Origin of the sequence: Streptomyces sp. NPDC088706 (assembly GCF_044752765.1) — a bacterium.
Taxonomy (GTDB): domain Bacteria; phylum Actinomycetota; class Actinomycetes; order Streptomycetales; family Streptomycetaceae; genus Streptomyces.
In genome coordinates this window covers 754,587-779,000 of the sequence record NZ_JBIVLW010000002.1, presented here as the reverse complement: position 1 = coordinate 779,000, position 24,414 = coordinate 754,587, and the positions used below count along the sequence as shown (strand labels likewise).

The 24,414-nt window shown below is 71.9% G+C and carries 25 protein-coding genes and 1 riboswitch; of the genes, 9 read left to right on the top strand and 16 right to left on the bottom strand.

All coding sequences use genetic code 11. The features are described from left to right. Nucleotides 1-16 precede the first annotated feature (16 nt). Nucleotides 17-706, bottom strand: coding sequence for an SDR family oxidoreductase (locus ACIQAK_RS09115; protein WP_366387618.1), 690 nt, complete (start codon nucleotides 704-706; stop codon nucleotides 17-19). 38 nt (nucleotides 707-744) lie between these two features. Then, a complete protein-coding gene (locus tag ACIQAK_RS09110) occupies nucleotides 745-1,284 on the bottom strand; it encodes a TIGR00730 family Rossman fold protein (protein ID WP_366387617.1) in 540 nt (179 codons plus the stop codon). Between the two features lie 106 nt (nucleotides 1,285-1,390). Between ACIQAK_RS09110 and ACIQAK_RS09105 the strand changes: the two genes are divergently transcribed. Then, complete coding sequence (locus ACIQAK_RS09105; RefSeq protein ID WP_366387616.1) at nucleotides 1,391-1,726, top strand: DUF427 domain-containing protein; 336 nt, start codon at nucleotides 1,391-1,393, stop codon at nucleotides 1,724-1,726. Nucleotides 1,727-1,799: 73 nt separating this feature from the next. After that, the gene (locus ACIQAK_RS09100) at nucleotides 1,800-2,615 is read left to right on the top strand and encodes an alpha/beta fold hydrolase (protein ID WP_366387615.1); all 816 of its coding nucleotides are present in this window, start codon (nucleotides 1,800-1,802) and stop codon (nucleotides 2,613-2,615) included. Between the two features lie 41 nt (nucleotides 2,616-2,656). Here the strand turns inward: ACIQAK_RS09100 and mnmA are convergent, their stop codons facing one another. Continuing rightward, nucleotides 2,657-3,787 (bottom strand): tRNA 2-thiouridine(34) synthase MnmA, encoded by a 1,131-nt coding sequence (mnmA, locus tag ACIQAK_RS09095; protein ID WP_366387614.1) that lies wholly within the window; start codon nucleotides 3,785-3,787, stop codon nucleotides 2,657-2,659. Nucleotides 3,788-3,848: 61 nt separating this feature from the next. On the opposite strand from mnmA, the gene ACIQAK_RS09090 reads away from it, so the two are divergent. After that, nucleotides 3,849-4,613 carry a peptidoglycan recognition family protein gene (locus ACIQAK_RS09090; RefSeq protein ID WP_366387613.1) on the top strand — a complete coding sequence of 255 codons (765 nt, stop codon included), beginning with the start codon at nucleotides 3,849-3,851 and terminating at the stop codon, nucleotides 4,611-4,613. A 7-nt stretch (nucleotides 4,614-4,620) separates the two neighbouring features. Here ACIQAK_RS09090 and ACIQAK_RS09085 read toward each other — a convergent pair whose 3' ends face one another. The 3 genes from ACIQAK_RS09085 to ACIQAK_RS09075 all read right to left on the bottom strand — a co-directional run bounded on the left by ACIQAK_RS09085 (nucleotide 4,621) and on the right by ACIQAK_RS09075 (nucleotide 6,538). Then, nucleotides 4,621-5,790, bottom strand: a complete 1,170-nt coding sequence (locus ACIQAK_RS09085; RefSeq protein ID WP_366387612.1) for a cysteine desulfurase family protein — start codon at nucleotides 5,788-5,790, stop codon at nucleotides 4,621-4,623. A 165-nt stretch (nucleotides 5,791-5,955) separates the two neighbouring features. Next, nucleotides 5,956-6,309 (bottom strand): hypothetical protein, encoded by a 354-nt coding sequence (locus ACIQAK_RS09080; protein WP_366387611.1) that lies wholly within the window; start codon nucleotides 6,307-6,309, stop codon nucleotides 5,956-5,958. Nucleotides 6,310-6,382: 73 nt separating this feature from the next. Further along, nucleotides 6,383-6,538 carry a hypothetical protein gene (locus tag ACIQAK_RS09075; protein WP_366387610.1) on the bottom strand — a complete coding sequence of 52 codons (156 nt, stop codon included), beginning with the start codon at nucleotides 6,536-6,538 and terminating at the stop codon, nucleotides 6,383-6,385. A 127-nt stretch (nucleotides 6,539-6,665) separates the two neighbouring features. Here ACIQAK_RS09075 and ACIQAK_RS09070 point away from each other — a divergent pair, with 127 nt between their 5' ends. After that, on the top strand, nucleotides 6,666-7,301 hold the full coding sequence (locus ACIQAK_RS09070; RefSeq protein WP_366387609.1) for a TetR family transcriptional regulator: 636 nt from the start codon (nucleotides 6,666-6,668) through the stop codon (nucleotides 7,299-7,301). Nucleotides 7,302-7,332: 31 nt separating this feature from the next. Here ACIQAK_RS09070 and ACIQAK_RS09065 read toward each other — a convergent pair whose 3' ends face one another. From ACIQAK_RS09065 to ACIQAK_RS09020, 10 genes are all read right to left on the bottom strand, one after another. Further along, entirely contained in the window at nucleotides 7,333-8,205 is an 873-nt protein-coding gene (locus ACIQAK_RS09065; protein ID WP_366387608.1) for a thioesterase family protein, read from the bottom strand. Nucleotides 8,206-8,267: 62 nt separating this feature from the next. Beyond that, the gene (locus ACIQAK_RS09060; RefSeq protein WP_366387607.1) at nucleotides 8,268-8,927 is read right to left on the bottom strand and encodes a trimeric intracellular cation channel family protein; all 660 of its coding nucleotides are present in this window, start codon (nucleotides 8,925-8,927) and stop codon (nucleotides 8,268-8,270) included. An 18-nt stretch (nucleotides 8,928-8,945) separates the two neighbouring features. Beyond that, nucleotides 8,946-10,106 (bottom strand): oligopeptide/dipeptide ABC transporter ATP-binding protein, encoded by a 1,161-nt coding sequence (locus ACIQAK_RS09055; protein ID WP_366387606.1) that lies wholly within the window; start codon nucleotides 10,104-10,106, stop codon nucleotides 8,946-8,948. Beyond that, nucleotides 10,103-11,095 carry an ABC transporter ATP-binding protein gene (locus ACIQAK_RS09050; protein ID WP_366387605.1) on the bottom strand — a complete coding sequence of 331 codons (993 nt, stop codon included), beginning with the start codon at nucleotides 11,093-11,095 and terminating at the stop codon, nucleotides 10,103-10,105. The genes ACIQAK_RS09055 and ACIQAK_RS09050 overlap by 4 nt, the downstream gene beginning before the upstream one ends. Nucleotides 11,096-11,101: 6 nt before the next feature. Then, on the bottom strand, nucleotides 11,102-12,064 hold the full coding sequence (locus ACIQAK_RS09045; protein ID WP_366387604.1) for an ABC transporter permease: 963 nt from the start codon (nucleotides 12,062-12,064) through the stop codon (nucleotides 11,102-11,104). Between the two features lies 1 nt (nucleotide 12,065). Beyond that, nucleotides 12,066-13,070, bottom strand: a complete 1,005-nt coding sequence (locus ACIQAK_RS09040; protein ID WP_366387603.1) for an ABC transporter permease — start codon at nucleotides 13,068-13,070, stop codon at nucleotides 12,066-12,068. 85 nt (nucleotides 13,071-13,155) lie between these two features. Then, on the bottom strand, nucleotides 13,156-14,826 hold the full coding sequence (locus ACIQAK_RS09035; RefSeq protein WP_366387602.1) for an ABC transporter substrate-binding protein: 1,671 nt from the start codon (nucleotides 14,824-14,826) through the stop codon (nucleotides 13,156-13,158). 254 nt (nucleotides 14,827-15,080) lie between these two features. Beyond that, nucleotides 15,081-15,911, bottom strand: a complete 831-nt coding sequence (locus ACIQAK_RS09030; protein WP_401847844.1) for an enhanced serine sensitivity protein SseB C-terminal domain-containing protein — start codon at nucleotides 15,909-15,911, stop codon at nucleotides 15,081-15,083. A 175-nt stretch (nucleotides 15,912-16,086) separates the two neighbouring features. Then, complete coding sequence (locus ACIQAK_RS09025) at nucleotides 16,087-16,857, bottom strand: enhanced serine sensitivity protein SseB (RefSeq protein ID WP_366387600.1); 771 nt, start codon at nucleotides 16,855-16,857, stop codon at nucleotides 16,087-16,089. Nucleotides 16,858-16,900: 43 nt separating this feature from the next. Next, nucleotides 16,901-17,596 (bottom strand): AAA family ATPase, encoded by a 696-nt coding sequence (locus ACIQAK_RS09020; RefSeq protein WP_366387599.1) that lies wholly within the window; start codon nucleotides 17,594-17,596, stop codon nucleotides 16,901-16,903. 164 nt (nucleotides 17,597-17,760) lie between these two features. Then, nucleotides 17,761-17,858, top strand: a riboswitch (glycine riboswitch). A gap of 179 nt (nucleotides 17,859-18,037) precedes the next feature. Between ACIQAK_RS09020 and gcvT the strand changes: the two genes are divergently transcribed. The 5 genes from gcvT (at nucleotide 18,038) to ACIQAK_RS08995 (ending at nucleotide 24,393) form a co-directional block, all read left to right on the top strand. Continuing rightward, nucleotides 18,038-19,165 carry a glycine cleavage system aminomethyltransferase GcvT gene (gene gcvT, locus ACIQAK_RS09015; RefSeq protein WP_366387598.1) on the top strand — a complete coding sequence of 376 codons (1,128 nt, stop codon included), beginning with the start codon at nucleotides 18,038-18,040 and terminating at the stop codon, nucleotides 19,163-19,165. Nucleotides 19,166-19,286: 121 nt separating this feature from the next. Beyond that, complete coding sequence (gcvH, locus tag ACIQAK_RS09010) at nucleotides 19,287-19,664, top strand: glycine cleavage system protein GcvH (protein ID WP_366387597.1); 378 nt, start codon at nucleotides 19,287-19,289, stop codon at nucleotides 19,662-19,664. Nucleotides 19,665-19,683: 19 nt separating this feature from the next. Continuing rightward, the gene (gene glyA / locus ACIQAK_RS09005) at nucleotides 19,684-20,943 is read left to right on the top strand and encodes a serine hydroxymethyltransferase (protein WP_366387596.1); all 1,260 of its coding nucleotides are present in this window, start codon (nucleotides 19,684-19,686) and stop codon (nucleotides 20,941-20,943) included. A 162-nt stretch (nucleotides 20,944-21,105) separates the two neighbouring features. Further along, entirely contained in the window at nucleotides 21,106-22,491 is a 1,386-nt protein-coding gene (locus ACIQAK_RS09000) for an L-serine ammonia-lyase (RefSeq protein WP_366387595.1), read from the top strand. 309 nt (nucleotides 22,492-22,800) lie between these two features. Beyond that, complete coding sequence (locus tag ACIQAK_RS08995) at nucleotides 22,801-24,393, top strand: protein kinase (RefSeq protein WP_401847843.1); 1,593 nt, start codon at nucleotides 22,801-22,803, stop codon at nucleotides 24,391-24,393. Nucleotides 24,394-24,414 lie beyond the last annotated feature (21 nt).

The window sequence follows — 24,414 nt, the reverse complement described above, 5'->3', positions numbered from 1 at the left end:
GCCAGGGGCGCGGGGCTCAGCGGCCCGGGCGGACGGTGAGGTCGTTCACCTCGGCGTCGCGCGGCAGGTCGATCGCCATCAGGATCGTGGTGGCCACCGACTCCGGGTCGATCCAGCGGGCGGCGTCGTACTCCTTGCCCTCCTGCTGGTGCACCTTGGCCTGCATGGGGCTGGCGGTGCGCCCGGGATAGACGGAGGTGACGCGCACCCCGTTGCCGTGCTCCTCGTGGCGCAGCGAGTCGGCGAGCGCCTTGAGGCCGTGCTTGCTCGCGGCGTACGCGCCCCACCCGGAGTGGGCGGCGAGCCCGGCCCCGGAGTTCACGAAGAGGACGTGGCCCTTGGCCGCCCGGAGCTGCGGGAGGAGGAGCCGGGTGACCTCGGCGGGGGCGATCAGGTTGGCGTTGAGCTGCAAGTGCCAGGCCTTGGGGGTGAGTTCGCCGACCGTGCCGAGCTCGACGACGCCCGCCACGTGCAGCAGGGTGTCGATCCGCTCGGGCATGGCCTGCTGGCCGAACGCCCAGGAGAGCCGGTCGGGGTTGCCCAGGTCGCCGACGAGGGTCCGCGCGCCCGGGTAGCGGTCGGCGAACTCCTTGGCTCGGCCGGCGTCACGGGCGAGCAGGACGAGGTCGTCGCCGCGCTCCAGGAGACGGCGGGCGACAGCGGCCCCGATGCCGGAACCGGCACCGGTGATGAGGTGGGTAGACATGGGGCGATCCTAGGCGTGTCCCGCACCACCCGCCCCGGTCACTGCAGGCCGGCGGACTCCTCCAGGTAGGCGAGCGCGCCGACGCCGTCCTTGGCGAAGAAGACCAGCTCGGTCAGGGGCACGGGCAGGAAGCCCTCGTCCTCCATCCGCTGGAACTGCTCGCGGAGCCCGTCGTAGAAGCCCGCCGTGTTGAGCAGCACGACCGGCTTGGTGTGCTTGCCGTGCTTCTTCAGCTCCAGGATCTCGGTGGCCTCGTCCAGCGTCCCGGTCCCACCGACCATGATCACCACGGCGTCGGCCTTCGCCAGGAGGAGGGCCTTGCGCTCGGCGAGGTCGCGGGCGATCACCATCTCGTCGGCGTCGGTACGGGCCTTCGCGGCCAGGAAGTCGACCGAGACCCCCACCAGCCGCCCGCCCGCCGCCCGCACGCCGTCCGCGACGACCTTCATCAGGCCACTCTCCGACCCGCCCCAGACCAGGGTGTGCCCGCCTCTGCCAAGCAGCTCGGCGAACTCCCGGGCGGGCACGGTGTACCGATCGTCGAGGTCGGCGGCGGAGAGGAAGACGCAGATGTCCATGGACCAACCGTACGACCCGCCTCGCACGCTCCCCCGTTCCGGTGGGAATTCCGGCCGACCGGGCGGGCGGGGGAAGATTCCCGGCCGGTACGCCGCTGAGAGAGGCATGACTTCCACCCGAGGACACCACATCACCGTCGAGCCGGGCACCGCGCACGTCCGGGCCGTGCACGAGGGCCAGGTGCTCGCCGAGAGCCGCCGCCCCCTCGTCCTGCGCGAGACGGGCTGTCCGGACCGCTACTACCTGCCACCCGAGGACGTCCGCACCGACCTGCTCACCCCGTCGGACACCAGCACGCACTGCCCGTTCAAGGGGGACGCCGCCTACTGGTCGCTCCCCGGCGCCGCCGATCTCGTCTGGGCCTACCCGGACCCGAAGCCCGAAGTCGCCGCGATCAAGGACCACTTCTGCTTCTACGGGACGGAGACCGTGGCCGACTGACCCGCGGCCCGCGGCACGGGAGGTTTTTCCGCCGGAGCGATGAGTTCGCCGGCCCGCCCCGGTCTCCCCTCCCATGGACAGGATTCTCTCCGCCGACGGCACACCGATCGCCTACCGCCGACAGGGCGAGGGGCCACCGCTGGTCCTGGTCGGCGGGGCGCTGGGCACCGCGGCGACCGACGCGCCGCTGGCCGCGCTGCTGGCGCCGCGCTTCACCGTGGTCACCTACGACCGCCGGGGCCGCGGCGCCAGCGGTGACGTCGGAGGCGGTGGCGCGGGGGCCGGGAGCGTACGCCGGGAGATCGAGGACCTGGCGGCGGTCGTGACGGCGGCGGGCCCCGGCGCCTGCCTCTTCGGGATGTCCTCCGGCGGGGCGCTGGCCCTGGAGGCGGCCGCCGCCGGGCTCCCCGTCGACCTGCTCGCCGTCTACGAGCCGCCCTACACCCCCGGCGCCTCCGGCCTCCTCTCCAAGGCCCGCTGCACGGCCCGACTGGACCGGCTGCTGGCGGCCGGGGACCGGGCGGGGGCGGTGGAGCTGTTCCTGACCGCGACGGGTCTCGACGCGGCGACGGTGGCCCGGATGCAGCGCGCGCCCCTGTGGCCCGGCCTGGAGGCGCTGGCGCACACCCTGGCGTACGACGACGCGCTGCTGGGCGACGGGGCGATCCCGGCGGAGCGGTTCGCCGCCGTCACCGCCCGCACGCTGGTGGTCTGCGGCGGCTTCAGCGCGGCCCCGGCACGGGCGGCCACCCGGACCCTGGCCGAGGCCCTGCCGCGCGCCCGGCACCGCACGCTGACGGGCCAGATGCGCGAGGTGGCGCCGCAGGTGCTCGCCCCGGTGCTGGCGGACTTCTTCGCCCGGGATGTGTACGTACGCCAGGCCTCGTGAGGCGGGGCGTCAGTACGCCAGGCCTCGTGAGGCGGGGCCCGTCAGCCGGCGGACACCCGCTCGCGCCGCGCCGTCGTGGCGATGGTGGCCGAGCCGACGACCCGGCTGCCGTCGTAGAGGACGACCGCCTGGCCGGGGGCCACGCCCCGTACCGGCTCGGTGAAGGTGACGTTCAGCTCGCCGTCCACCAGCTCGGCGGTGACCTCGCTCTCGCCGCCGTGGGCGCGGAGCTGCGCGGTGTACGTGCCGGGGCCGGAGGGGGGCGTTCCGCACCAGCGGGGCCTGATGGCGGTCAGGGAGGTCACGTCGAGGGCCTCGACGGGGCCGACGGTGACCGTGTTGTTCACCGGGGAGATGTCCAGCACGTAGCGCGGCTTGCCGTCGGGGGCGGGGTGGCCGATCCTCAGGCCCTTGCGCTGGCCGATGGTGAAGCCGAACGCGCCGTCGTGGGTGCCGAGCTTCGTACCGGTCTCGTCGAGGATGTCGCCCTCGGCCGGGCCGCCGAGGCGGCTCGCCAGGAAGCCCTGGGTGTCGCCGTCGGCGATGAAGCAGATGTCGTGGCTGTCGGGCTTCTTGGCGACGGCCAGGCCCCGGCGCTCGGCCTCGGCGCGGATCTCGTCCTTGGTGGTGAGGGTGTCGCCCAGCGGGAACATGGCGTGGGCGAGCTGCTTCTCGTCCAGGACGCCCAGCACATAGCTCTGGTCCTTGGCCATGTCGGAGGCGCGGTGCAGCTCGCGGCTGCCGTCCCTGGCGAGCCGCACCGTGGCGTAGTGGCCGGTGCAGACGGCGTCGAAGCCGAGGGCGAGGGCCTTGTCGAGCAGCGCCGCGAACTTGATCTTCTCGTTGCAGCGCAGGCACGGGTTGGGTGTGCGCCCGGCCTCGTACTCCGCGACGAAGTCCTCCACGACGTCCTCGCGGAAGCGTTCCGCCAGGTCCCAGACATAGAACGGGATACCGATGACATCGGCCGCGCGGCGGGCGTCGCGGGAGTCCTCGATGGTGCAACAGCCGCGCGCCCCGGTCCGGAAGGACTGGGGATTCGCGGACAGGGCGAGGTGGACACCGGTCACGTCGTGGCCCGCCTCGGCGGCGCGGGCCGCGGCGACGGCGGAGTCCACGCCGCCCGACATCGCGGCGAGGACACGCAGGGGGCGCTGGGAAGTCTGAGTCATAGCCCCTCCAGGGTACGGGTCGCCGGGAACCGAACGCTCGCGGATATACGTTCACGATCACATGGGGAACAACGGGAGCACCGGGGCGTCGGGCAAGCCCTCAGGCACGTCGTCGCGCCGGCCCTCGCGGAAGAAGCCCGCGGGCGGCGTCAGCCGGCGTGCGCTGCTGATCGGCGGGGGCGCGGTGTTGGCGGCCGGCACGGCAGTCGTGCTCGCGCGCGACGAGGTGAAGCGGGCGTGGTGGCAGGTGCCGGGGGTGGAGAAGCCCCGCAAGGCGGGTGAGCTGGACTACGCGGGCGCCACCTGGGTCGCCGCGTCCGAGGCGAACTGGCGGCGTGCGGACCGGCCGGACGACTTCCGGATCGACCGCGTGATCATCCATGTCACCCAGGGCAGCTTCGACAGCGCGGTCCGGGTGTTCCAGAACCCCGCCCACCGGGCCGCGACGCATTACATCGTGGGCCAGGACGGGCGGGTGGTGCAGATGATCCGCGAGCTGGACGTGGCGTACCAGGCGGGCAACCGCTCGTACAACGAGCGCGCCGTCGGCATCGAGCACGAGGGGTTCGTGGACCGGCCGAAGGACCTCACCCGGGCGATGTACGAGTCGTCGGCGCGGCTCACGGCCTCGATCTGCGCGCGGCACGGCATACCCGTCGACCGGCAGCACATCATCGGGCATGTGGAGGTGCCGGGCACCGACCACACCGACCCGGGTCCGCACTGGGACTGGGAGCGGTATCTGAAGCTGGTGCGGCGGGCGGCGACGGCACCGCCCTCCCCGGCACCCGCGCCCACGGCTTCCGCCTCGGCGAAGGCGGAGTAGGGCCCCCTCAGCTGAGTCCGGCCGTCCGCGCCCGCTCCACCACCGGGCCGATCGCCTGGGCCAGCGCCTTCACGTCCTCCTCGGTCGAGGTGTGGCCGAGCGAGAAGCGCAGGGTGCCCCGGGCCAGGTCCGGATCGGTGCCGGTGGCCAGGAGTACGTGGCTGGGCTGGGCGATCCCCGCGGTGCAGGCGGAGCCGGTGGAGCACTCGATGCCCTGGGCGTCCAGCAGCAGCAGGAGGGAGTCGCCCTCGCAGCCGGGGAAGCTGAAGTGCGCGTTGGCCGGGAGCCGCCCGGCCGGGTCCGGGTCACCGCCGAGGACGGCGTCCGGGACGGCGTGGCGCACGGCGGCCACCAGGTCGTCGCGGAGGGAGCCGACGCGCCGGGCGAAGTGCTCGCGCCCCTCGGCGGCCAGCCGCCCCGCCACCGCGAAGGAGGCGACGGCGGGCACGTCCAGGGTGCCGGAGCGCACGTGCCGCTCCTGGCCGCCGCCGTGCAGGACGGGTACGGGGGTGTGGTCGCGGCCCAGCAGCAGCGCGCCGATGCCGAACGGGCCACCGATCTTGTGGGCGCTGACCGTCATCGCGGCCAGCCCCGAGCGGGCGAAGTCGACCTCCAGCTGGCCGAAGGCCTGGACCGCGTCGGCGTGCATCGGAATGCCGAACTCGGCGGCGACCGCGGTCAGTTCCCGTACCGGCATGATCGTGCCGATCTCGTTGTTGGCCCACATCACGGTGATCATGGCGATGTCGTCGGGGTCGCGGAGGATCGCCTCACGCAGGTCTTCGGGGTGGACCCGGCCGTAGCGGTCGACGGGGAGGTGGTCGACGGTCGCGCCCTCGTGCTCGGCGAGCCAGTCGACGGCGTCCAGGACGGCGTGGTGCTCGACGGGGGCGGCGAGGACCCGGGTGCGGCGGGGGTCGGCGTCGCGGCGGGACCAGTAGAGGCCCTTCACGGCGAGGTTGTCGGCCTCCGTGCCGCCGGAGGTGTAGACCACCTCGCTGGGACGTGCGCCGAGGGCGTCGGCGAGGGTTTCTCTGGACTCCTCGACGGTGCGGCGGGCCCGGCGCCCGGCCGCGTGCAGGGAGGACGCGTTGCCGGTGACGGAGAGCTGGGCGGTCATCGCCTCGATCGCTTCGGGAAGCATCGGCGTGGTCGCGGCGTGGTCGAGGTAGGCCATGGTGGGGCCGATTCTACGAGCCCGGGGCGGGGCGCATGGCGGGCGCGTCCCGGTGCGGTGACCGCGCACGCTCGCACGGGGATGCGCGGAACCCCAGCAGGGCCCGGTCCGAAGCCCAGTCCGGAGCCCGATCCGGAACGGGGAGAGCGGCTCGGGCGGCCCGCGTCAGCCGCCGAAGTTCCAGGCGACCGTGCCGTTGGCGGTGACCAGGACGGCCAGCACGACGAGGTCGGCGACTCCGAGCGCGAGGCCGAGGTAGGCGCGGCCGGGACGGCGGGTGCGGCGGGTCAGGGACAGCAGCGCCATCACGATCGCGGTGGGGCCGAGGAGCAGGTTGAACGCCAGCAGGCCGACGAGGCCGAGGACGAAGGAGGCGACGGCCAGCCCGTCCGCCTCCCGGCCGGCGGCCCGGCGGGGAGCGGGGGCGGCCTCCTCGCGCGGGCGCGGCTGTTTTGGCGCGACGCCCTGGCCGGTGCCGTGGTCCGTACGGCGGGCGCGGTCGATGAGGGTGAGGGTCATGGTGCGAGCTCCTTCGGATCGGTCCGGGTGCGGCAGGCTCGGCGGGTGCTGAAGCGGGTGCGGCGGGCGCGGGTCAGCGGGTGCGGCGTGCGCGGCGCTCACGCGCGGCGAAGACCAGCAGCCAGCAGCCGATCACGGCCGCGGCGACCAGGGAGACCGGGAGCGGGAGCTGGGCGACCGCCCCGAGGGCGATTCCGAGCAGAAGCAGCGCGGCGACGAGGACGAGCACGGCGGAACCTCTCTGTGCGAAGTCTGTGCGCGGACGAAAGCCGTTCAGAGTACGACTGTTCACTGACTTGCCAGCCTAAACCTCCGACCCCTTCCTCGACTCGGAGAACGGTTGTTTACTGAATGGCATGAGTCACACCGCCGGAGTCCGCCAGACCCAGAAGCTGAAGACCCGCCAGGCCCTGCTCGACGCCGCGCTCCTGCTGCTGGAGCACCAGAGCCTCAGCAGCCTGGGACTGCGCGAGGTCACCCGGGCCGCCGGGGTCACCCCCACCGCCTTCTACCGGCACTTCGCCGACACCGCCGCGCTCGGCGTGGCCCTGGTGGAGGAGACGCTGGGCAGCCTGCACGGGCTGATCGGCGCGGTGCTCACGGAGACGGGTGACAGCGAGGAGCGGCTGGACCGCAGCGTGGAGGTGATAGCGCGGCACGTCGGCGCGCAGCCCGCCCACTTCCGGTTCATCGCCCGGGAGCAGCACGGCGGGGTGGGCCCGGTGCGCGAGGCCATCGCGGCCCAGCTGTTCCGGTTCGCGGAGGAGGTGGCGTACGCGCTCGGGCAGGAGCCGGGGTCGGCCGGGTGGAGCGAGGAGGACCTGCTGATGCTGGGCGGGTTCTATGTGGACCACATGGTGATGACCGCGTCGGCGCTGCTGGACGCCGGTCCCGAGCACGAACGGGCCGTGGTCCGGCAGGCCCGGCGGCGGCTGCGGCTGGTCTCCGTCGGCCGCGCCCACTGGCTCGACGAGGCGCCCGCCCGGGACTGAGCCCGGGCGGGCGGCGACGTACGCCTACGCCCTACTCGGCGCGGGGGGCCTTCGCCAGCTGGCGGGACTGGGCGACGAGGCGGCCGGCGCCGTCCCAGACCTCGGCGTCCTCCTCCAGGAAGCCGCCCGCGAGGTTGCGGGTGGTGATGGAGACGCGGAGCGGGCCGGGGGCGGGGCGGCAGCGGATGTGGGTGGTCAGCTCGACGGTGGGGGTCCAGCCGGTGAGGCCCAGCTCGAACGAGGTCGGCGGCAGGGCGTCCACGGTGAGCAGCAGGGAGAGCGGGTCGGGGTCGCGGCCGTCGGCGAGGCCGAACCAGCCGCGCATCTCGCCCTTGCCGGACGGGGCGCCGACCGCCCAGCCGACCGTCGCCGGGTCGAGCTTGATGTCCAGGCGGTCGGTGATGGCGGAGCTGCCGGGGATCTTGGGCGCGCCGTCGCTCGGGCCGAGGCAGTGGTCCCGGTCGGGCATGGCGGGCGCCACGGCGGTGGTGCGTACGTCGTCGGGGAGGGCGTCCAGGTCGCCGTAGGTGGCGAGGACCCGGATGCGCTCGATCTCGCTGCCGTCCTCGGCGTACTGGAAGAGGGACGCCTGGCCGGTGGAGAGGGTGCGGCCGGAGCGGACGGTCTGGGTCCGGATCACGGCGGGGCCGGGCACGGAGGCGGTGAGGTAGTGCGCGGAGACCGAGAAGGGGTCGGAGTGCGGCAGGGCCTCGCCGAGCGCGCGGCCGATGAGCGCCAGCAGGTAGCCGCCGTTGACGGCGTGGATGATGGTCCAGCCCGCGGAGAGCTCCGCGTCGTAGACGCCCTCCTCGCGCAACGTGACCGCGGTGTCCCGGTCGAACTCGCTGTCGCCGATGGTTGCCGGGGCGGTCTGTGCCGCCGCCTCTGTCGCTGCCTGTGCCATGGCATGCACGGTACACGGATGGCGTTACTGAGCGGTAGCTTTTCGGCGCTCCGTTCCCGGTCCTAGGCCTCTTCCGCCCGCGCCGACGAACGGTTGTACGCGCGCGGCGCCCGCCAGTGGAAGCGCAGGGCCAGCAGCCGCAGGACAAAGGCGGCGATGACCGCCATGCCGCTGGTGAGAGCGTTGAGGGTGTCGAAGCGGATGCACAGGACGACCATGGTCGCGCCGACGATCGCGGGCACCGCGTACAGGTCGCGGTCCCAGCGCAGCAGCGAGGGCACCTCGTTGGCCAGCACGTCCCGGAGCACACCGCCGCCGACCGCGGTGGCCAGCCCGAGCGCCGCCGATGACGTGAGCCCGAGGCCGTACTCGTACGCCTTGACCGTGCCGGTCACGCAGAACAGGCCGAGTCCCGCCGCGTCGAAGACGTTGACCCCGGCCTGGATGCGCTCCACGTGCGGGTGGAGGAAGAAGACCAGCCCGGCGGCGACGAGCGGGGTGGTGAAGTAGCCGAGGTCGGTGAAGGCGGCGGGCGGGATCGCGCCGATCATCACGTCACGGAACAGCCCCCCGCCCAGCGCTGTCACCTCGGCGAGGACCGCGATGCCGAAGACATCGAAGTTCTTGCGTACGGCGAGCAGGGCGCCCGAGATCGCGAAGACGAAGATCCCGACGAGATCGAGCGCATGCTGGACGGAGGGCGTGAACAGTTCGGTGAGCACCGGGCAATTGTGCCGGTCCTACTCCTGGGCTCCGTCCTTCGCCGGTACGGCGACGGGCGCGTCCCCCTGGCCCGGCACCTTCGCGGGCTCCTGCGGGACATCGCCCTCCGAGACCTCCACCGCCTCGGTCGCCACCGCCTCCGTGTCGATCACCGCCTCGATCCCGGTCGCCAGGGTCTGCTTCACCGTCCCGGCCTCGATCTCGGCCGTGAAGTGGCAGGCCACCTTGTGGCCGTCACCGGTGTCGAGCAGCGGCGGGCGTTCCGTGGCGCACTTGGTCTCCTGCACCCACGGGCAGCGGGTGTGGAAGCGGCAGCCGGCCGGCGGGTTGGCCGGGGAGGGCAGGTCGCCGTGGAGCAGGATGCGTGTCCGGCGGTCCTCGACCTCGGGGTCGGGCACCGGGACGGCCGACATCAGCGCCTTGGTGTACGGGTGCCGGGGCCCCGCGTACAGCGCGTCGCTCGGCGCCTCCTCGACCAGACCGCCCAGGTACATCACCCCGATGACGTCCGAGATGTGCCGGACGACCGCGAGGTCGTGGGCGATGACCAGATAGGTCAGGCCCAGCGACTCCTGGAGCTCCTCCAGCAGGTTGATGACCTGGGCCTGGACCGAGACGTCGAGCGCCGAGACGGGTTCGTCGCAGATGATCACGTCGGGTTCCAGGACCAGCGCGCGGGCGATGCCGATGCGCTGGCGCTGGCCGCCGGAGAACTCGTGCGGGTAGCGGGACATCGCGTTGGCGGGCAGGCCGACCTTGGCGAGGATCCCCTTGATCTTCTCCCGGCGCTCGGCCTGGTCCTTGCCGATGTCGTGGGCGGCCATGCCCTCGGCCAGGATCGACTCGATGTTCTGCCGGGGGTTGAGACTGCCCAGCGGGTCCTGGAAGACCATCTGGAGGCGGCGGCGGAAGGCCCGCATCTCCTCCGATGGCAACTGGGCGAGGTCGGTGCCGTCGAAGACGACCGCGCCCTCGGTGATGTCGTTCAGCCGCAGCACCGCGCGGCCGAGCGTCGTCTTGCCGCACCCCGACTCGCCGACCAGACCGTAGGTCTGACCGGCCTCCACGCTGAGCGAGACGCCGTCGACGGCGTAGACATGGCCCACCGTACGGTCGAAGAAGAGGCCCTTCTTGACCGGGAAGTGGACTTTGACGCCGTCCAGTTCGAGCAGACTCATGCCGGGACCTCCGCCTCGGGCAGGACCGGGTTGACGCAGCGCACCTGGTGTCCGGCGGCGCGTGGTTCGGTCAGTTCGGGGGTGCCGGTGAGGCACTCCATCGTGTAGTGGTCGCAACGGGGTGCGAAGGCGCAGCCGTCGGCCCAGGCGATCTTGTCGTTGATGGAGCCGCGGATCGGGTTGAGCGGCTCGCCGCGCGGGGCGTCCAGGCGCGGGATGGAGCCGAGCAGCCCGTGCGCGTACGGGTGGGTGGGGTGGGCGAACAGCTCGCGGCGGCCCGCCGATTCCACCGCCCGGCCCGCGTAGAGCACGTTGACCTCGTCACAGAGGCCGGCCACCACACCGAGGTCGTGGGTGATCATCAGCAGGGCGGTGCCCTCCTGGTCGACCAGCTCCTTGAGCAGCTCCAGGATCTGCGCCTGGATGGTCACGTCCAGCGCGGTGGTCGGCTCGTCCGCGATCAGCAGCCGGGGCGCGCAGGCCACCGCCATGGCGATCAGCGCGCGCTGGCGCATACCGCCGGAGAGCTGGTGCGGGTACTCCTTGAGCCGCCGGTCCGGGTCGGGGATGCCGACCCGGTCGAGCAGCGACGCCGCTTCCTTGCGGGCCTTCTCGCCCTTGAGGCCGCGGTGGCGCTGGAGGATCTCGGTGACCTGGACGCCGATGGGCACGACCGGGTTCAGCGAGGACAGCGGGTCCTGGAAGATCATCGCCAGCTGGCTGCCGCGCAGGTCGCGGAGCTTGCGCTCGCCGATGCCCAGCAGGTTCCGGCCGTCGAACTCGGCCCGTCCGCCGATCCGTACGCCCTTGCGGGGCAGCAGCCCCATCAGGGCGAGCGAGGTGACGGACTTGCCGCACCCCGACTCGCCCACCAGGCCGACGACCTGGCCCTGGTCGACGTCGAAGGAGACGCCGTCCACGGCGGTGGCGTCCTTGCGGCCGCGCGCGGTGAAGGTGACGCTGAGTTCTTCAACTGAGAGCAGTGGCATGGGACTTCAGCCTCGCAGCTTCGGGTCGAGGGCTTCGCGCATGGCCTCGCCGAGCAGGGTGAAGCCCAGGGCGGTGATGATGATCCCGATGGCCGGGTAGGCGGCCATCATCGGCTCGTTGTCGAAGAAGCGCTGCGCCTGGGAGAGCATCACGCCCCACTCGGGAATGGCCGGGTCGGGGTTGCCGAGCCCCAGGTAGGACAGGGCCGCCGCCTCGATGATCGCGGTGGCGAGGCTCAGCGTCGCCTGGACGATCACCGGGCTCAGCGAGTTCGGCAGGATCTGGGTCAGCACGATCCGCTTGCGCCGGATGCCGACCGCCTTCGCGGCGAGCACGTAGTCCGCGCCGCCCTGGACCAGCATCGAACCCCGCAGCAGACGGGCGAAGATGGGGATCTGGACGACACCGACGGCGATCATCACGGTGGTCAGCGACTGTCCGAGCACCGCGGCGATGGAGACCGCCAGCAGCAGGGACGGCAGCGACAGCATGATGTCGGTGAAGCGCATGATCACGGTGTCGACGCGCTGCCCGGCCTTGCCGCCGAGGGTGGCGGCGGCGCCGGACAGGATGCCGACCGCCGCGCCGATGACCAGGCCGATGAGCATGGAGACCACGCCGACGAGGAGCGTCTGCCGGGCCCCGACGAGCCAGCGGGAGAACATGTCGCGGCCCAGGTGGTCCAGGCCGAACCAGTTCTCGCCGCGCATGCCGACGAACTTGCCCTGGTTGGGGAAGACCTCGCTGCGCCAGTTCTGCGCGGTGGGGCCGTGGGGTGCCAGCATCGGGCCGATGACGGCGACGAGGACGAACGCGGCGATGATCGCCGCGCCGATGATCGCCATCTTGCTGGAGCGCATCCGGCGGAACGCCTCGCGCCAGAGGCTGGTGCCGGCGACGGAATCGGCGCTCTGGGTCAGCTCGGCGAGACGGTCGATCTTGTCTGCTCTGTTGGTCAGGATCGTCACGTCAGTGCACCCGCACTCTCGGGTCGATGATGCTGTACGCGAGGTCGACCAGGAGGTTGATGAGCACGTACACCACCGCGATGAAGAGAATGAACCCGACGAGGACCGGGTAGTCACGGCCGTCGATCGCGGTACGGATGAAGGAGCCGATGCCGCCGAAGTCGAAGACGGACTCGGTGAGCACCGCTCCGGAGAGCAGGCTGCCGGTCAGCAGGCCGACGGCGGTGATCACCGGCAGCAGCGCGTTGCGCAGCACATGGCGGCCGCGCACGACACGCTTGTCCAGGCCCTTGGACTCGGCGGTACGGATGTAGTCCTCGCCGAGCACCTCCAGGACGCTGGCGCGGGTCATCCGGACGATGACGGCGAGCGGGATCGAGGCCAGCGCGAGCGCGGGCAGGACCAGGTGCATGATCGCGTCCCAGCTCGCGTCGAACTCGCCGGTCAGCAACCCGTCCAGGACCGAGAACCCGGTGATGTCGGTGGCGTTGAGGCCGGTGGTGAGCCGTCCCTGGCTCGGGAACCAGCCCAGCTGGACGGAGAAGATCCCGCGCAGCAGCATGGCCAGGAAGAAGACCGGGACGCAGATGCCGAGCAGCGATCCGGAGACGGACGCGACGTCCAGCCAGCCGCCGCGGTGCTTGGCCGCGAGGTAGCCCATCGGGATGCCCACGACCACGGCGATCAGGATGGCGGCGACGCTGAGTTCCACGGTCGCCGGGAAGCGCAGAGCGAATTCGTCCCACACCGGCTGGCCGGTCTGGGTGGAGGTTCCGAGGTCGAGCTCGAAGATGCGCTTGAGGAAGCGCCAGTACTGGACGTGCACCGGCTCGTCGAGCCCGAGTGCACGGTTGATTCTCGCCACTTCGGCTTCGGTGGCCCGCTCGCCCAGGATCGCTGAGGCGGGTCCGCCGGGCAGGCGGTTCAGCCAGAGGAACAGCAGGACCGACAGGCCGAGCAGGGTGGGAATGAGCTGGAGAAGTCTTCTGACGACGAGTCGCAGCACCCCGCATGCCCCTTTCTCACGTGCGTCGATGCGGGTCCGCCCGGCCACCTGGTTGCTGTGGCCGGGCGGACCCGCTGGTGTGCGATTACTTGAAGGAGACCTCGGCGAAGTTCTCCTGCGTCAGCGGAGAGACCTTCGGCGGGTTGACGTTCTTGGCGAACGCGATGGCCGGCGGGGACGACGAGATCGGCACGCCCGGGACGTACTCCATGATCGCCTCGTTGGCCTTCTTGTACGCCTCGACCCGTCCGGCCGGGTCGGTGATCTTGGAAGCCGCGGTCACGGCGTCGAAGACCTTCTGCTCCTTGAAGCCCCACTGCTTCTCGGCCTTGGCGAACCAGGTGCCGATGAAGTTGTAGCCGTCGTTGAAGTCACCGGTCCAGCCGAACAGGTGCAGGGCGCAGGAGCCGGCCTCGACGCCGTCCACGTAGTCCGGGGCCCACTTCATGGCCTTCGGCTTGACGGTGATGCCGGCCTTCTCCAGGTCGGCCTTCATCAGCTCGAACATGTCCTGCGGGGCAGGCATGTACGGGCGGGTGACCTCGGTCGGGTAGCAGAAGTCGATGGAGAGCTTCTCCTCGCCGGCCTGCTTGAGGAGGTTCTTCGCCTTGGCGGTGTCGAACGGGTACGTCTTCACCTTGTCGGAGAAGCCGGCGACCGTGTCGGGCATGAACTGGGTCGCGGCCTTGCCGCCCTCGGGCAGCTGGGTGTTGACCAGGTTCTCGCGGTCGATGGCGTGCGTGATCGCCTGACGGACCTCGGGCTTCTTCAGCGCCGGGTTCGCGCCCTGGCTCATGCCGACGTAGAAGATGTTGAAGACGTCACGGGTCGGGACCTCGAAGCCCTGCTTCTCCAGCGTCGTCACATCGGCGGGGGCGACCAGGTCGTAGCCGTCGATGTCACCCGCCTGGAGCGCCTGGCGGCGGGTCTCCTCGGTGGAGATGGTGCGGAAGACCAGGTTCTTCACCTTGGCCTTGTCGCCCCAGTAGTCGTCGAAGCGCTCCAGGGAGACTTCCTTGTTCCCCTTGTTCCACTTCACGATCTTGTACGGGCCGGTGCCGGCGACCGTGCCGGCCTCCTGGCTGTACTTGGGGTACGTGATCGCGTCGCCCTTGGCGGACGCGTCCTGCTTCTCGTACTCCTTGATCGCCTTCGGCGAGTGGATCGCGAGCGCCTGGAGGGAGAATCCGCCCGGCAGGTTCGCCGAGGGCTCGTTCACCTCGATGACGGCCGTGTTCTCGTCCTTGGCGGTGCAGGACTTGTAGTTCGCCTTGGGCGCCTCGGCGTCCTCGTTCTTGGCGAACCCGCCCATGATGGTCTGCCAGTAGTAGGAGACCGCGCTGGACTGGTACGTGCCCTTCCAGTTGAACCAGTGGTCGTAGTTCGCGCAGACCGCGGCGGCGTTGAACGCCTCGCCGTCGTGGAACTTCACGCCCTGGCGCAGGTTGAACGTCCAGACCTTGCCGGCCGGGTCGCTCGCCCACTTCTCGGCCAGGCCCCCGACCAGCTTGCTGCCGCCGGGCTCGTGCTCCAGCAGCGCCTCGAACGCCTGGCGCGTGACGCGGAACGTCTCGCCGTCGCTCGCGAGGGCCGGGTCGAGGGAGCCGGGGTCACCGGAGCCGGCGAAGACGAAGGTGTCCTTGTCGCCCCCCTTGGAGCCGCCCTCGTCCCGCTCACTGGAACAGCCCGTGGCGATCAGACCGACAGCGACCGCTGTCGTGATCGCCCGGACAGCCCGGGACTTGAATATGCGCATGGGTCCACCCCTGGTTCGCCATGTGGTGAGGTTTGATGGCCGCACACTACAGACGGGGTGCACCGCAAGAGAACAGTCCGGATAGCGGTGAGACCTAGTCGAGACCCGGACAGTTAACAAACCGTCCAGTTCCGGGACATCCCTCCGCGCCCGGTTAACAAGCCGGACATCTGGGGGTGTTCGGCGAGGCAGGGGCACCCCGGGGCTCAGCGGCGGCTGTACGTCACGCGGGCCGGCGGTGCCGGTCTCACGGGTCAGCGGTGCTGCTGGGTCGGGTATCCGTAGCCGGGGGCGGCGGTGGGCGGCGGCCCCGCGGGGGCGTGCGCCTCGCGGTCGTAGAACGGGCGGGCGTTGGCGCGCAGCCACATCGCCACCGGGTCGTACTCGTCGGACATGGCGACGGTGGAGACGGGCAGCCCGTCGGGGACCGCGCCGATCGACTGCCGCATCATCGCGCGCACCGCGTCGACGGCGGCCCGGCCTGTGTCGTAGAGGTCGAGCCCGATCGCGAGGTACGGGACGCCGACCGCGGGGTGCACCCAGGCGCGGCGCAGCGAGCGGACGGCCGGGGTGCGGTGGGCGTTCTGGGTGAGCTGGGCGTAGAACCGCGGGAGTTCGACGGCGGGCTCGGTCAGCCGGAGCGGGCCCGCGGGCAGCCGGTCCAGGCCGGTGGCGATCCGGCGCAGGTCGAGCCAGGGGATGCCGACGCCGCCGCCGGGGGCGTGCGGGTTGAGCCAGATGCCCCAGCGGTCGGGGAAGAGGGTGCGGGCGATGTCCCGGCCGGAGACCAGCTCGTGGGCCCGGCTCCAGCCGCTGGCGGAGAGCTCTTGGGCGGAGGTTACGCACGGGGCGTACCCCAGGCCGTCGATCTCCATGGAGCCGTACTGGGCGTCCGGTGAGCCGGCCGTGCCGTGCCACAGCAGCATCCAGACCCGGCCGTCGGCGAGGGCCGCGAGCAGCGCCTCGTAGGCGTCGTAACGCCCGGGGGTCACCTGGCGCAGCATGTGCTCGACCTCTCCCCCAGCTCTCGGCTCCGCTCGAGCAGGGGAGGCCCCACTGTCCGCCGCAGTGCCTGACGCACTCACCCTGGGTCCCGCCCCTCTTCGATCCGTCCGACGCACGCCGACGCTCCCGGGCACACGGGAGGCCTCGCCATCAAACCAGCTTATGCGCCACTTCTGACACCGGCTTGACGCCGCGATCCGGCGGCGCCGCTGCGCGGGCGCTCTCCGACGAGGTCAGCGCCCCGATGTCGACGGATCAGTGACCCTCACGCCGGTAGAACGGCCGTACTCTCTCCCGCATCCAGTCGCCGACCAGGTCCTGGGCCACGTCCAGCAGGACCAGGTTCACCGGCCAGGGCACCTCGATCCGGCCGAGCGCCCGTCCCAGGGCGTCCATCGGGGCGCTCTGGCCCGCGCCGTCCCAGGTGGCGAACTCGACGCCGACGAACAGGACGGGGTCGCCGCCCTCGATGCTGGCGAGCGCCCGGCGGGCGGTGCTCACCACACCGGTGGCGTCGAACTCGGCGGAGACGGCGGAGAGGAAGTCGACCGGGTCGTGCTGCCAGTCCGGCTCGTACAGCTTGACCCGGCCGCCGGTGGCGGGGCCGTCCAGGGCGGTGCGCCCGGCCCGGCAGAGCTCGGCGACGGCCGGGGGCGGCAGCGGTACGCCGACCGCGCCGCCCGGGTTCACCGCGAGGCCGACCTGCGGGGGCAGGCCCCGGGCGAAGTCGCGGGCGGGCGCCACGGCGAAGGACATGTGGCTGCCGACGCAGCTCAGGAACTGGCCCTCGGAGCTGAAGACGGGGACGTACGCGGCGCCGTCGATGTCCATGATCGGCAGGTCGAGGTCGGCGCTGGCGGGCGAGCCGCCGCTCGGCAGTGGCACCCACACCGAGCTGCGGCCGAGCACCTCCACGAGGCGGGCGCCCGCGTCGGCGACGCCCAGGGAGGCGGTCAGCACCTCTTCGAGCTCGTTGGCGGGCCACCCGTGCTGCGGATGGGCCTGGACCTGGGCCGGAACGTCCACTGCCGCTGTGCCTCTCTCAGCCGTCGTTACTCCGGCCAGAACCCTAACCGGAGCAGCCGTCCGGGCAGCCGTCCGTGAAGGAGATCCGGCTCAGCGCGCTCGCGGCCTCGCGGTCCAGCAGCACCGCCGAGGCGCAGCCCGGCGGCAGCGCGCCCTGTTCGGTGTCCCGGATCAGCCGGGCCACCGCGTTCCGGTGCCGGGCGAAGGCGTACCCGGAGACGCCCCGGCCGCGCTCGCGCTGCCCCTGGCGGGCCGTCTCGGGGTCGACGTCGAGCAGGAGCAGGTGCAGGGTGCGGCCCCGCCGCGCGGCGTACCGGGCGAGCCAGCGGCGTACCCAGGTCTGCGTACCGCAGTCGTGCACGACGACGGACGCGCCGGAGCGCAGGACGGCCCGGAGCCCCAGGTAGTGGGCGGCGCGGACCAGGGGGCGGTAGAGGGCGTAGGGGACGAAACGGGGCAGGGTGGCGGCCCAGCGGTCGCGGGTGTCCTGGGAGTCGACGGCGTGGCCGCGCACGGCCTGCCGGATCAGGGTGGACTTGCCGCCGCCGGGCAGCCCGGAGACGACCGCGATGTCACCCGTGGGGAAGTCCAGGCCGTACGGGACGGACCCGGTGCGCCCGCGCAGATCGCGTACCACCGGTGGACGGGGGTCCGGCAGCTCCCGTACGGGCAGCGCGGGCTGTGCGGGCATCGCGCCGGGCGCGAACCCCGCGGTCGGTACCGACCGCTGTGCCGTCATCGCGCATCCCCCTGCTGTCGGGCCGCCCACGCCTGCCCCTGAAGTGTAAAGAAATGGCAAGGCGACACAACCGCCCTCGCCGTCTCCACAAGCGTTGCCGACCGGCCTCCCCACTCTGCCGCAAGCCGTGCGATGATGACCCCGCCAACTGCATACCGGCCGTTCGAATCCGCGCGGGAGAGTTCCGGCCACAGTGTGAGCCGGGCGCCGAAGGAGCAAGATCCTCCCTTGAATCTCTCAGGCCCCGTACCGCGTGGATGAGGCAGATCTGAAAAGCGAGCCGCCCCGCGGCTCCACCCAAGGTGCAAGCCGAGCCCTGTGACCAGGGGCGCCCCTCTCCAGGGGCATACCCCGCCAGGGGCTATCGGCGAACCTCTCAGGTTCCGATGACAGATGGGGAGGATTTCCGTCCTGACGTCGTCATGCCCTGGAGCCGTATCCATGAGCACTGCCCCCCGTCTCACCGCCCTCGACGCGACGCACCGCTCGCTCGGCGCCACCATGACCGACTTCGCGGGCTGGGACATGCCCCTGCGGTACGGCAGTGAGCGCGACGAGCACAACGCCGTACGCACCCGGGCCGGTCTCTTCGACCTGTCGCACATGGGCGAGATCACCGTCACCGGCCCCGAGGCCGCGGCCTTCCTGAGCTACGCGCTGGTCGGCAACATCGCCACCGTCGGCAACGGCCGGGCCCGCTACACGATGATCGTCCAGGAGGACGGCGGGATCGTGGACGACCTGATCGTCTACCGCCTGGGCGAGACGGAATACATGGTGGTCGCCAACGCGGGCAACGCCCAGATCGTGCTGGACTCGCTGACCGAGCGGGCCGGGGGCTTCGACGCCGAGGTGCGCGACGACCGGGACGCGTACGCGCTGCTCGCGGTCCAGGGCCCGGAGTCCCCCGCCATCATGAAGGCCGTCACCGACGCCGACCTGGACGGGCTGAAGTACTACGCGGGCCTGCCGGGCACGGTCGCCGGGGTGCCGGCGCTCATCGCCCGCACCGGCTACACCGGCGAGGACGGCTTCGAGCTGTTCGTCGCCCCCGAGCACGCCGAGCAGCTGTGGCGGGCGCTGAGCGAGGCCGGCGAGGCGCACGGGCTGATCCCCTGCGGCCTGTCCTGCCGGGACACGCTGCGCCTGGAGGCGGGCATGCCGCTGTACGGGCACGAGCTGACGACCGCGCTGACCCCGTTCGACGCGGGCCTGGGCCGGGTCGTGAAGTTCGAGAAGGGGGGCGACTTCGTGGGGCGCGAGGCCCTCATCGCCGCCGCCGAGCGGGCCGAGACCGCCCCGCCGCGCAAGCTGGTCGGCCTGATCGCCGAGGGCCGCCGGGTCCCGCGCGCCGGTTTCCCCGTTGTCGCCGTCGGCGGGCCCGCCGACAAGGTGATCGGTGAGGTCACCTCCGGCGCCCCCTCCCCCACCCTGGGCAAGCCGATCGCCATGGCGTACGTGGACGCGGCCTTCGCCGCGCCGGGCACCGAGGGTGTGGGCGTGGACATCCGGGGCACGCACGAGCCGTACGAGGTCGTCGCGCTGCCGTTCTACAAGCGCCAGAAGTGATATCCCGGAAGAAGCCGGGCCTTCTCACCGCACGCAGACGCCACGGAAGTGACGTACCTCCGTCTCACACCGTAAGACCACCGTTCATCAGCACTCCCCCGCGTACAGGAGAATTCAGGTCATGAGCAACCCCCAGCAGCTGCGGTACAGCAAGGAGCACGAGTGGCTGTCGGCCGTCGAGGACGGCGTGGCCACCATCGGCATCACGGAGTACGCGGCCAACGCGCTCGGTGACGTCGTCTACGCCCAGCTTCCGGAGGTCGGTGACACGGTGACCGCGGGCGAGACCTGCGGCGAGCTGGAGTCGACCAAGTCCGTCAGCGATCTGTACTCGCCGGTGACCGGTGAGGTGACGGCGGCCAACCAGGACGTCGTGGACGACCCCTCGCTGGTGAACTCCGCTCCCTTCGAGGGCGGCTGGCTGTTCCAGGTGCGCGTCACGGAGGAGCCGGCCGACCTGCTCTCCGCCGACGAGTACACCGCGTTCTCCGGCAACTGAGACCTTAAGGGACCCCCTGATGTCGCTTCTGAACTCCTCCCTCCACGAGCTGGACCCGGACGTCGCCGCCGCCGTCGACGCCGAGCTCCACCGTCAGCAGTCCACCCTCGAAATGATCGCCTCGGAGAACTTCGCTCCGGTCGCGGTCATGGAGGCGCAGGGCTCCGTCCTCACCAACAAGTACGCCGAGGGCTACCCCGGCCGCCGCTACTACGGCGGCTGTGAGCACGTCGACGTGGTCGAGCAGATCGCGATCGACCGGATCAAGGACCTGTTCGGTGCCGAGGCCGCGAACGTCCAGCCGCACTCCGGTGCGCAGGCCAACGCCGCCGCGATGTTCGCGCTGCTGAAGCCGGGCGACACGATCATGGGCCTGAACCTGGCCCACGGTGGTCACCTGACCCACGGCATGAAGATCAACTTCTCCGGCAAGCTCTACAACGTGGTCCCGTACCACGTCGACGAGAGCGGCCTGGTGGACATGGAGGAGGTCGAGCGCCTCGCCAAGGAGTCCCAGCCGAAGCTGATCGTGGCCGGCTGGTCCGCCTACCCGCGCCAGCTGGACTTCGTCGCCTTCCGCCGCATCGCGGACGAGGTCGGCGCGTACCTGATGGTCGACATGGCGCACTTCGCGGGCCTGGTCGCGGCCGGACTGCACCCCAACCCGGTGCCGCACGCCCATGTCGTCACCACCACCACGCACAAGACCCTCGGCGGTCCGCGCGGCGGCGTGATCCTCTCCACCCAGGAGCTCGCCAAGAAGATCAACTCGGCGGTCTTCCCGGGTCAGCAGGGCGGCCCGCTGGAGCACGTGATCGCGGCCAAGGCGGTCTCGTTCAAGATCGCGGCGGGCGAGGAGTTCAAGGAGCGCCAGCAGCGCACCCTGGACGGTGCCCGCATCCTCGCCGAGCGCCTGGTGCAGCCGGACGTCACCGAGGTGGGCGTCTCCGTCCTCTCCGGCGGCACCGACGTGCACCTGGTCCTGGTCGACCTGCGCAACTCCGAGCTGGACGGCCAGCAGGCCGAGGACCGGCTCCACGAGCTGGGCATCACGGTCAACCGGAACGCCATCCCGAACGACCCGCGCCCCCCGATGGTCACCTCGGGCCTGCGGATCGGCACCCCGGCACTGGCCACCCGCGGCTTCGCCGCCGAGGACTTCACCGAGGTCGCGGAGATCATCGCCTCCGCCCTCAAGCCGTCCTACGACGCCGACGACCTCAAGGCCCGCGTCGCCGCGCTGGCCGAGAAGTTCCCGCTGTACCCCGGCCTGAAGTAGCACCTGGCCTGCGGTTCTGCGCACAACGGCGGGGCACCGCGCACACTGAGGAGAGTGAGCGCGGTGCCCCGTTCCTTGCCCCTCCCCCGCTGCTTTCGCCCCGCTTGTCCCAGCACCGCCCAGGCAGACAACGGCGTCTTCCAACCCCCAAGGAGTCCTCCCGTGGCCATCTCGGTCTTCGACCTCTTCTCGGTCGGCATCGGCCCGTCCAGCTCCCACACGGTGGGCCCGATGCGGGCCGCCCGGATGTTCGCGCGCCGCCTGAAGAACGAGGGGCTGCTCGCGCACACCGCCTCGATACGGGCCGAGCTGTACGGCTCCCTCGGCGCGACCGGCCACGGCCACGGCACCCCGAAGGCGGTCCTCCTCGGCCTGGAGGGCGAGTCGCCCCAGACCGTGGACGTGGAGTCCGCCGACGGCCGCGTCGAGGAGATCCGCTCCACCGGCCGGATCAACCTGCTCGGCATGCACGAGATCGCGTTCGCCTTCGACGACGACCTGGTCCTGCACCGCCGCAAGGCGCTCCCGTACCACGCCAACGGCATGACGGTCTTCGCGTACGACACCGAGGGCGCGCCGGTCCTGGAGAAGACGTACTACTCGGTCGGCGGCGGCTTCGTGGTGGACGAGGACGCGGTGGCGGGCGAGAACCCGATCGTCCCGGACGACACGGCCCTGCGGCACCCCTTCCGCTCGGGCGACGAGCTGCTGCGCCTGGCCCGGGAGACCGGCCTCTCCATCTCCCAGATGATGCTGGAGAACGAGCTGGCCTGGCGCACCGAGGCGGAGATCCGCTCCGGCCTGCTGGACATCTGGCGGGTCATGCAGGCCTGCGTCTCGCGCGGCATGTCCCGCGAGGGCATCCTCCCCGGCGGCCTCAAGGTCCGCCGCCGCGCCGCGAACTCGGCCCGCCAGCTGCGCGCCGAGGGCGACCCGCAGGCCCACGCGATGGAGTGGATCACCCTCTACGCGATGGCGGTCAACGAGGAGAACGCGGCGGGCGGCCGGGTGGTCACCGCCCCCACCAACGGCGCGGCCGGCATCATCCCGGCCGTCCTGCACTACTACATGAACTTCGCGGCCGGCGGCTGCACCGAGGCGGAGAAGGAGGACAGCGTCGTCCGCTTCCTCCTCGCCGCCGGCGCGATCGGCCTGCTCTTCAAGGAGAACGCCTCCATCTCCGGCGCCGAGGTCGGCTGCCAGGGCGAGGTCGGCTCGGCCTGCTCGATGGCGGCCGGGGCCCTGGCCGAGGTCCTGGGCGGCTCCCCCGAGCAGGTGGAGAACGCCGCCGAGATCGGCATGGAGCACAACCTGGGCCTGACCTGCGACCCGGTCGGAGGGCTCGTCCAGATCCCGTGCATCGAGCGCAACGGCATGGCGGCGGTGAAGGCGGTGACCGCCGCGAAGATGGCGCTGCGCGGGGACGGCAGCCACAAGGTCTCCCTGGACAAGGTCATCAAGACCATGAAGGAGACGGGCGCCGACATGAGCGTGAAGTACAAGGAGACCGCGCGCGGCGGGCTCGCGGTGAACATCATCGAGTGCTGAGTCCGTAGGCCCTGAGCAGCTCGTTCCTCGCTGTCGGCGCTACCGGGCCCTTCCTGCTCGGATGGAGGAACTCCCTGCTCGGCCGACGTCCTGACTTCTGACCGTCCACCGATGCGTGGTCCAGGCGCCGTTCGCCTCAACTAGGCTGACAGCGTGGCCACTTCGCGTGCGGTGGGTGACGACGCGGAGCGGTCGGGGCCGCGACGCGGCCACCGTGGCGGGAGTGCGACGAGGGGACGGGGCGGTCGGGGTATGCGGTGGGCTGGGGCGGAGACAGTACGTCCGGGGGAACGGGTCGGGCAGTTCACGGTGCTCGCGGAGCTGGCGAGCGGCGGTATGGGCCGGGTGTACCTGGCCCGGTCGCCGGCCGGACGCACGGTCGCGCTGAAGATGCTGCTCACGGACAGCGCGGGCGACCGCAGACGGTTCGTCCGCGAGGTCGAGTGCGCGCGCCGGGTGCGCGGGGTCTACACGGCGAGCGTCGTCGACGCCGACCCCGGTGCCCAGGTGCCGTGGATGGCCCAGGAGTACGTGCCCGCGCCCTCGTTGAAGGATCTGGTGGAGGACTGCGGCACGCTGGGGCCGGACGCCCTGCACTGGGTGGCCGCCGGCATGGCGGAGGCAGTCGCCTCCCTGCACGCGGCGGGCCTGGTGCACCGGGACGTCAAGCCCTCGAACGTGCTGCTGCCCGTCGAGGGGCCCCGACTGATCGACTTCGGTATCTCGCAGGCCCACGACCTGACCCGTACCCAGTCCGCGCTCGGCACGGTGGCCTACGCCTCGTCGGAGCAGGCCCGCGGTGAGCCGACGGCCGAGGCGTCGGACATGTTCTCCCTGGGAGCCACCCTGTTCTACCTCGCGGTGGGCCGGCCCCCCTACCGGAACATCGAACAGATCTCGGCGATGGAGCTGCTGGTACGCGCGGCCACCGGGGACGTCGACACCGCCGGCCTCCCGCCTGCTCTGGCCCCCTTGGTCCTGCCCTGCCTCGACCTCGACCCGGGCTCCCGCCCCACACCGGACGAGATCATCTCCCACTGCGCCGACCACCTCGGCGGCAGTGCGGCGGCGCGCGGCGGCGGAGGCGTACTGGACTCCCGCTGGACCGATGCCATCGAACGGCACCGCGCGGAGCGCACCGACGCCCTGCGCCACGCGATCCGCCGCGTCGAAGGTCCGGGGAACCCGCCGGCCGCACCCGGCCGCGCCGGACCGCACGAACCGACCCGGCCGATCGGCCCGCCGCCCGCCACCGCGCACTTCGCCGGCCCACCGGAGATCGCAGCGCCCCCCGGAATTCCGCGACGGCGGCGGCTTCTCGCCGCGCTCGCCGCAGCCGGCCTGCTGGCGACGGGAGTGCTGCTCTGGCAGCCGTGGGACGGGGTCGGCGGGGCGCGGGCGGCAGGCACCCCGGACGAGCCGGTGCGGTTCCTCGAAGTGGCGAGCGAGCGGCCCGGTGCCTGCCCCGACCCGGGTGAGGCCGGCACCCCCGACCCGGATGGGGCAGCCACCCCTGACCCCTTCACCACGCCGCTGCCCGCCGTGCCCGAGGGCCGGGGCTTCACCTCGGACGACCGCGACCTGTGCGTGGTCGTCGCCGACACGACCGGTCTGACGGTGAGCAGGTTCGAGGAGGTGACGGCCTTCAGGGACGAGCCGCAGGAGGGGTGGGCGGTACGGGTGGTCTTCCAGGACGACGACGCCAAGGAGTTCGCCGACCTGACCGGCGCGGTCACCGGGCGCCCTGCGCCCGCCAACGCCCTGGCCATCGTCCAGGGGGAGGACCGCCTCCTGGCCAGAGTCTCCCTCGTCGGCCGTCTCACGGGCGGCGAAGCGGTCATCGCCGCCGGCCTCGGGCCCAACGAGGCACGTTTCCTCGCCAACGTCCTCGGGGCGGCGTAGTGGCATCCGGTCGAGCTCCGA

Excerpts from the sequence above, each read along its gene's own strand:
- ACIQAK_RS09080 (WP_366387611.1), bottom strand. The coding sequence starts at position 6,309 with ATGACCCTCACCCTCATCGACCGCGCCCGCCGTACGGACCACGGCACC.
- ACIQAK_RS09055 (WP_366387606.1), bottom strand. The coding sequence starts at position 10,106 with ATGAGTCTGCTCGAACTGGACGGCGTCAAAGTCCACTTCCCGGTCAAG.
- ACIQAK_RS09100 (WP_366387615.1), top strand. The coding sequence starts at position 1,800 with ATGGACAGGATTCTCTCCGCCGACGGCACACCGATCGCCTACCGCCGA.
- ACIQAK_RS09020 (WP_366387599.1), bottom strand. The coding sequence starts at position 17,596 with ATGACGGCACAGCGGTCGGTACCGACCGCGGGGTTCGCGCCCGGCGCG.
- glyA (WP_366387596.1), top strand. The coding sequence starts at position 19,684 with ATGTCGCTTCTGAACTCCTCCCTCCACGAGCTGGACCCGGACGTCGCC.
- ACIQAK_RS09035 (WP_366387602.1), bottom strand. The coding sequence starts at position 14,826 with ATGCGCATATTCAAGTCCCGGGCTGTCCGGGCGATCACGACAGCGGTC.
- ACIQAK_RS09085 (WP_366387612.1), bottom strand. The coding sequence starts at position 5,790 with ATGGCCTACCTCGACCACGCCGCGACCACGCCGATGCTTCCCGAAGCG.
- ACIQAK_RS09050 (WP_366387605.1), bottom strand. The coding sequence starts at position 11,095 with ATGCCACTGCTCTCAGTTGAAGAACTCAGCGTCACCTTCACCGCGCGC.
- ACIQAK_RS09115 (WP_366387618.1), bottom strand. The coding sequence starts at position 706 with ATGTCTACCCACCTCATCACCGGTGCCGGTTCCGGCATCGGGGCCGCT.
- ACIQAK_RS09105 (WP_366387616.1), top strand. The coding sequence starts at position 1,391 with ATGACTTCCACCCGAGGACACCACATCACCGTCGAGCCGGGCACCGCG.
- ACIQAK_RS09090 (WP_366387613.1), top strand. The coding sequence starts at position 3,849 with ATGGGGAACAACGGGAGCACCGGGGCGTCGGGCAAGCCCTCAGGCACG.
- gcvT (WP_366387598.1), top strand. The coding sequence starts at position 18,038 with ATGAGCACTGCCCCCCGTCTCACCGCCCTCGACGCGACGCACCGCTCG.
- ACIQAK_RS09110 (WP_366387617.1), bottom strand. The coding sequence starts at position 1,284 with ATGGACATCTGCGTCTTCCTCTCCGCCGCCGACCTCGACGATCGGTAC.
- ACIQAK_RS09070 (WP_366387609.1), top strand. The coding sequence starts at position 6,666 with ATGAGTCACACCGCCGGAGTCCGCCAGACCCAGAAGCTGAAGACCCGC.
- ACIQAK_RS09065 (WP_366387608.1), bottom strand. The coding sequence starts at position 8,205 with ATGGCACAGGCAGCGACAGAGGCGGCGGCACAGACCGCCCCGGCAACC.
- mnmA (WP_366387614.1), bottom strand. The coding sequence starts at position 3,787 with ATGACTCAGACTTCCCAGCGCCCCCTGCGTGTCCTCGCCGCGATGTCG.
- gcvH (WP_366387597.1), top strand. The coding sequence starts at position 19,287 with ATGAGCAACCCCCAGCAGCTGCGGTACAGCAAGGAGCACGAGTGGCTG.